This is a genomic window from Pseudomonas sp. Sample_9, from assembly GCF_004307535.1.
GTDB classification, from domain to species: Bacteria; Pseudomonadota; Gammaproteobacteria; order Pseudomonadales; family Pseudomonadaceae; genus Aquipseudomonas; species Aquipseudomonas mercuritolerans.
The window spans coordinates 1-5634 of the sequence record NZ_RAZO01000376.1; the positions used below are offsets into that span (position 1 = coordinate 1).

Here is a 5634-nt window from a genome sequence, read left to right on the forward strand (position 1 = left end):
TTTTCATCGGCGCGCACGTGACGCAGCAGGTCGATACCGGTCATGCCCGGCATGTTCCAGTCCGTTACCAGAAAGTCGATGCTGCCGCTGTTGAGCACCGGAATGGCAGTGGTGCCATCGTCGGCCTCGACGGTGTTGGTGAACCCAAGATCGCGCAGCAGGTTCTTGATGATCCGCCGCATCGTTGAGAAGTCATCAACGATGAGGATTTTCATGTCTTTGTTCAATTCGACCTCCAAGCAGTCTTAAACGCGCCCAGCACCTGGACACGCCACTTCAATCAATCGGCATAGCACTCGAAGTTTGTCTGGGGCACAACGGATCGAGACCGGCGCCGTTGATCACCGCACCAGCCTCGTTTCGCAGTGTCCCCACACTGCCTTCAGCGCGCTCGCCACTCCCCCAAACGCCCCCGCAGACGGGCCGCGCACTGGCTGTGTAACTGGCTGACCCGCGATTCACTGACGCCAAGGACTTCACCGATTTCCTTGAGGTTCAGCTCTTCGTCGTAGTACAGCGCCAACACCAGTCGCTCACGCTCCGGCAAATTGGCAATCGCGTCCGCCAGCGCCGCCTGGAAGCGTTCATCTTCCAGATCGCGTGACGGCTCCATATGAGCACTCGCGCCATCCTCGTGCAGCCCTTCGTGTTCGCCGTCCTGCAACAGGTCGTCGAAACTGAACAGGCGACTGCCCAAGGTGTCATTCAGAATCCCGTAGTAATCGTCGAGACTCAATTGGAGTTCGGCCGCAACCTCGTGATCTTTAGCGTCACGGCCGGTTTTAGCTTCAATCGAGCGAATCGCGTCGCTGACCATCCTGGTATTACGGTGAACCGAGCGTGGTGCCCAATCCCCTTTGCGCACTTCATCGAGCATCGCGCCGCGGATTCGAATGCCCGCGTACGTTTCGAAACTGGCGCCTTTGCTGGCGTCGTATTTGGTCGAGACTTCGAGCAAACCGATCATCCCGGCCTGGATCAGGTCTTCGACCTGCACGCTGGCCGGCAGGCGTGCCAGCAAGTGATAGGCAATGCGCTTGACCAGTGGCGCGTAGCGCTCGATCAATTCGTATTGCGCGTCACGCGCCGACTTTTTGTAAAGATTCATGCCACTGGCGGTCATATCACAGGCCCTGCGGTTTGCTGCACGAGACGCTCGACGAAAAATTCCAGATGCCCGCGCGGGTTGGCCGGCAGCGGCCAGGTGTCGACCTTCTGGGCGATGGCCTTGAAGGCCAGCGCGCACTTGGAACGGGGAAAGGCTTCGTAGACGGCGCGCTGCTTCTGCACTGCCTTGCGCACGCTTTCGTCGTACGGCACGGCGCCGACGTATTGTAGGGCGACGTCAAGGAAGCGATCCGTGACCTTGGTCAACTTGGCGAACAGGTTGCGCCCTTCCTGCGGGCTCTGCGCCATGTTGGCCAGCACGCGGAAGCGGTTCATGCCGTAGTCGCGGTTGAGCAACTTGATCAGCGCGTAAGCGTCGGTGATCGAAGTCGGCTCATCGCAGACCACCAGCAACACCTCTTGCGCGGCGCGTACGAAACTGACTACCGAGTCACCAATACCCGCAGCGGTGTCGATCACCAGCACGTCGAGATTGTCGCCGATATCGCTGAACGCCTGGATCAGGCCGGCGTGCTGCGCCGGGCTCAGGTGCACCATGCTCTGCGTGCCGGAGGCCGCCGGCACGATGCGAATCCCGCCCGGGCCCTGCAACAGCACGTCGCGCAGTTCGCAACGGCCTTCGATAACGTCGGCCAAAGTGCGCTTGGGTGTCAGCCCCAGCAGAACGTCGACGTTCGCCAGGCCCAGGTCGGCGTCCAGCAGCATGACCCGACGGCCAAGCTCTGCCAGCGCCAGCGACAAGTTCACTGACACGTTAGTCTTGCCGACGCCACCTTTGCCGCCGGTCACCGCGATCACCTGTACGGGATGCATGCTGCCCATGTTATTTCTTTACCTTGTCTTGCATAGACGGAGGCCACATTACTGGCTGCGCGTTCCTGATCGGAACAATGCGTGGCAGACCATCGATGTAGGTACAAAAACTGTTCATGATTACCTCAGCCAACCTGCTTGGTCGGGCTGTGATAGATATCAGCGAACATGTCAGCCATGGCTTCTTCGCTGGGTTCTTCCTGCATTTGCACGCTGACGGCGCGGCTGACCAGTTGATGACGGCGCGGCAGATGCAAATCATCCGGAATCCGTGGGCCATCGGTCAGGTACGCGACCGGCAATTCATGACTGATCGCCAGGCTCAACACTTCGCCGAGACTGGCCGTTTCATCCAGTTTAGTCAGGATGCAGCCGGCCAGCCCGCAACGCTTGTAACTGTGATAAGCGGCGGTTAGAACCTGTTTCTGGCTGGTGGTTGCCAGGACCAGATAATTTTTTGAGCGAATGCCACGCCCGGCCAGGCTCTCAAGCTGCATGCGCAACGCCGGATCACTGGCTTGCAGGCCGGCAGTATCGATCAAAACCACGCGTTTGCGTAGCAGTGGATCCAATGCCTGCACCAGCGACTGACCCGGATCGACGTGCGTTACCGGCACGTTGAGGATGCGCCCGAGGGTTTTCAGTTGTTCCTGCGCGCCGATGCGGAAGCTGTCCATGCTCACCAGCGCGACGTTCTGCGCGCCGTACTTGAGCACGTAACGCGCGGCGAGCTTGGCCAGCGTGGTGGTCTTGCCCATGCCGGCGGGGCCGACCATGGCAATCACACCGCCCTCTTCCAGCGGCTCGACTTCCGGTACGGCAATCATCCGCGCCAGGTGGGCCAGCAGCATGCGCCAGGCCTGACGGGGTTCTTCGATATCGGTGATCATCGCCAGCAGATCGCGCGACAGCGGGCCGGACAAGCCGATGCGCTGCAGACGGCGATACAGATTGGCCTGGGCCGGACGGCTGCCTTGCAGCTGATTCCAGGCCAGGGTGCCGAGCTGCACTTCCATCAGCTCGCGCAGGCTGTTCAATTCAAAACGCATCGAATCCAGCGCACGCGGATCGACACCCGCCGAGGCCTGCGCAGGCGCTGCGGCCGGACGCGTCGGTGCGGCGTAGGTCGGCTCGCTCAGTGGTTCGGCAGCAGTCAGCGGCAGGCCTGCGGTCAACGGCAGCCCGGCGAACAACTGCTGATTGGTGTTGCCGTCGGCTTCGCCCCGCAGGCTCAGTTCGGCCTGGGCGGTGACGATGCGCGACTGGGTCTTGCGCAGCTCGTCTTCGAGTTCCATGTTCGGAACCCGTGGCGCCAGCGCCGACAGTTTGTAATCCAGAGCCGCCGTCAACTCGACGCCGCCGGCAATGCGGCGGTTGCCGATGATGGCGGCATCAGCGCCCAGCTCATCGCGAACCAGCTTCATGGCCTGACGCATATCGGCGGCGAAAAAACGCTTAACTTGCATAAACCACTACCTCAGCCGTTGGGCCCTACTGTCGCAACGATGGTCACTTGCTTGTTGTCCGGTACTTCCTGGTAGGCCAGCACATGCAGGCCTGGCACTGCGAGGCGGCCGAAGCGCGAGAGCATCGCGCGAATCGGGCCTGCTACCAGCAGGATCACCGGTTGGCCTTGCATTTCCTGCCGCTGGGCCGCTTCGATCAACGAACGCTGCAGCTTCTCGGCCATGCTCGGCTCCAGCAGAACGCCCTCTTCCGAGCCTTGTCCTGCCTTCTGCAGACTATTGAGCAATATCTGTTCCAACCTTGGTTCCAATGTGATTACAGGCAGCTCGGACTCAGTGCCTACAATGCTTTGGACGATTGCACGGGATACGCCGACCCGCACAGCGGCGACCAGCGCGGCGGTATCTTGACTCTTGGCAGCGTTGTTCGCGATCGCCTCGGCGATGCTGCGGATGTCACGCACCGGCACGTGCTCAGCGAGCAGCGCTTGCAGAACTTTGAGCAACTGCGACAGCGAAACCACGCCCGGCACCAGCTCTTCTGCCAGTTTCGGCGAGCTCTTGGCCAGCAATTGCATAAGTTGCTGCACTTCCTCGTGGCCGATCAGCTCACTGGAGTGCTTGTACAGAATCTGGTTCAAATGCGTGGCGACGACGGTGCTGGCGTCGACCACGGTGTAGCCCAGCGATTGCGCCTGGGCACGCTGGCTGATTTCGATCCACACCGCCTCGAGGCCGAAAGCCGGATCTTTGGCGTTGATACCGTTGAGCGAGCCGTAGACCTGGCCGGGGTTGATCGCCAGTTCGCGATCCGGGTAGATCTCGGCCTCGGCGAGAATCACGCCCATCAGCGTCAGGCGGTAAGCGCTCGGCGCCAGATCGAGGTTGTCGCGGATGTGCACGGTCGGCATCAAAAAGCCCAGATCCTGCGAGAGCTTCTTGCGCACGCCCTTGATCCGCGCGAGCAATTGCCCACCCTGATTGCGGTCCACCAGCGGAATCAGGCGATAGCCGACTTCCAGGCCGATCATGTCGATCGGCGTCACGTCGTCCCAGCCCAGCTCCTTGGTTTCCATGGCGCGGGCCGGCGACGGCAGCAGTTCCTGCTGACGCTTGACCTCTTCCAGCGCCACGACCTTGGCGACGTTCTGCTTCTTCCAGAACAGGTACGCGCCGCCCGCAGCCAGCGCCGCCATGCTCAGGAAGGAGAAGTGCGGCATGCCGGGCACCAGGCCCATCACCGCCATCAAACCAGCGGCCACGGCCAGCGCTTTCGGCGAGGCGAACATCTGGCGGTTGATCTGCTTGCCCATGTCTTCCGAGCCGGAAGCACGGGTCACCATGATCGCCGCTGCTGTAGATAACAACAGTGATGGCAATTGCGCCACTAAACCGTCACCGATGGTCAGCAAGGCGTAAACCTTGCCCGCATCGCCGAAGCTCATGCCGTGCTGGAAGATACCCACGGCCATGCCGCCGATAAGGTTGATGAACAGAATCAGCAGGCCGGCGATGGCGTCACCGCGGACGAACTTGCTGGCACCGTCCATCGAACCGTAGAACTCCGCTTCCTGGGCGACTTCCTGACGGCGCGACTTGGCTTGATTCTGGTCGATCAGGCCGGCGTTGAGGTCGGCATCGATCGCCATTTGTTTGCCGGGCATCGCATCGAGGGTGAAACGCGCGCTCACCTCGGAAATCCGCCCGGCACCCTTGGTCACCACGACGAAGTTGATGATCATGAGGATCGCGAAGACCACGATACCGACCACGTAGTTACCGCCGATCACCACCTCACCGAAGGCCTGAATCACCTTACCGGCGGCGGCGTGGCCGTCCTGACCGTGGAGCATCACCACCCGCGTCGAGGCCACGTTCAACGCCAGGCGCAGCAGCGTCGCCACCAGCAGAATGGTCGGGAACACGGCAAAATCCAGCGGCCGCAGCGCATACACGCAGACCAGCAGGACGACGATGGACAAGGCAATGTTGAAGGTAAAGAAGACGTCGAGCAGGAACGGCGGTACCGGCAACATCATCATGGCCAGCATGACCAGCAGCAACAACGGCACGCCCAGATTGCCTCGACTGAGGTCGGCAACGTTGGTACGTGCTGTATTGAATAACTGAGTGCGATCCACCGGTTTTCCCCGTTCCTTTAAAGCAAACTTTTGACGCCCCGAACGGGCGCAGGGCGGCTATTGCAAGAAGCTTTCCAACTTTTGCC

5 protein-coding genes are annotated in these 5634 nt (G+C 61.0%); all 5 read right to left on the reverse strand.

All coding sequences use genetic code 11. The features are described 5' to 3' along the window. Positions 1-215: response regulator (locus D6877_RS21630; RefSeq protein WP_178083730.1), on the reverse strand; the 215-nt coding region annotated here is incomplete at its 3' end. A gap of 167 nt (positions 216-382) precedes the next feature. Further along, complete coding sequence (gene fliA, locus D6877_RS21635) at positions 383-1123, reverse strand: RNA polymerase sigma factor FliA (protein ID WP_016771059.1); 741 nt, start codon at positions 1121-1123, stop codon at positions 383-385. After that, positions 1120-1950, reverse strand: coding sequence for a flagellar synthesis regulator FleN (gene fleN, locus D6877_RS21640; protein ID WP_016771060.1), 831 nt, complete (start codon positions 1948-1950; stop codon positions 1120-1122). The genes fliA and fleN overlap by 4 nt, the downstream gene beginning before the upstream one ends. Positions 1951-2066: 116 nt before the next feature. Further along, positions 2067-3407 (reverse strand): flagellar biosynthesis protein FlhF, encoded by a 1341-nt coding sequence (gene flhF, locus D6877_RS21645; protein WP_024012117.1) that lies wholly within the window; start codon positions 3405-3407, stop codon positions 2067-2069. A gap of 11 nt (positions 3408-3418) precedes the next feature. Beyond that, a complete protein-coding gene (gene flhA, locus D6877_RS21650; RefSeq protein ID WP_016771062.1) occupies positions 3419-5548 on the reverse strand; it encodes a flagellar biosynthesis protein FlhA in 2130 nt (709 codons plus the stop codon). Between the last annotated feature and the right edge of the window lie 86 nt (positions 5549-5634).

What these genes read in the sequence shown, in the direction of transcription:
- fliA (WP_016771059.1), bottom strand. Translation starts at nt 1,123, where the DNA reads ATGACCGCCAGTGGCATGAATCTTTACAAAAAGTCGGCGCGTGACGCG.
- fleN (WP_016771060.1), bottom strand. Translation starts at nt 1,950, where the DNA reads ATGGGCAGCATGCATCCCGTACAGGTGATCGCGGTGACCGGCGGCAAA.
- flhF (WP_024012117.1), bottom strand. Translation starts at nt 3,407, where the DNA reads ATGCAAGTTAAGCGTTTTTTCGCCGCCGATATGCGTCAGGCCATGAAG.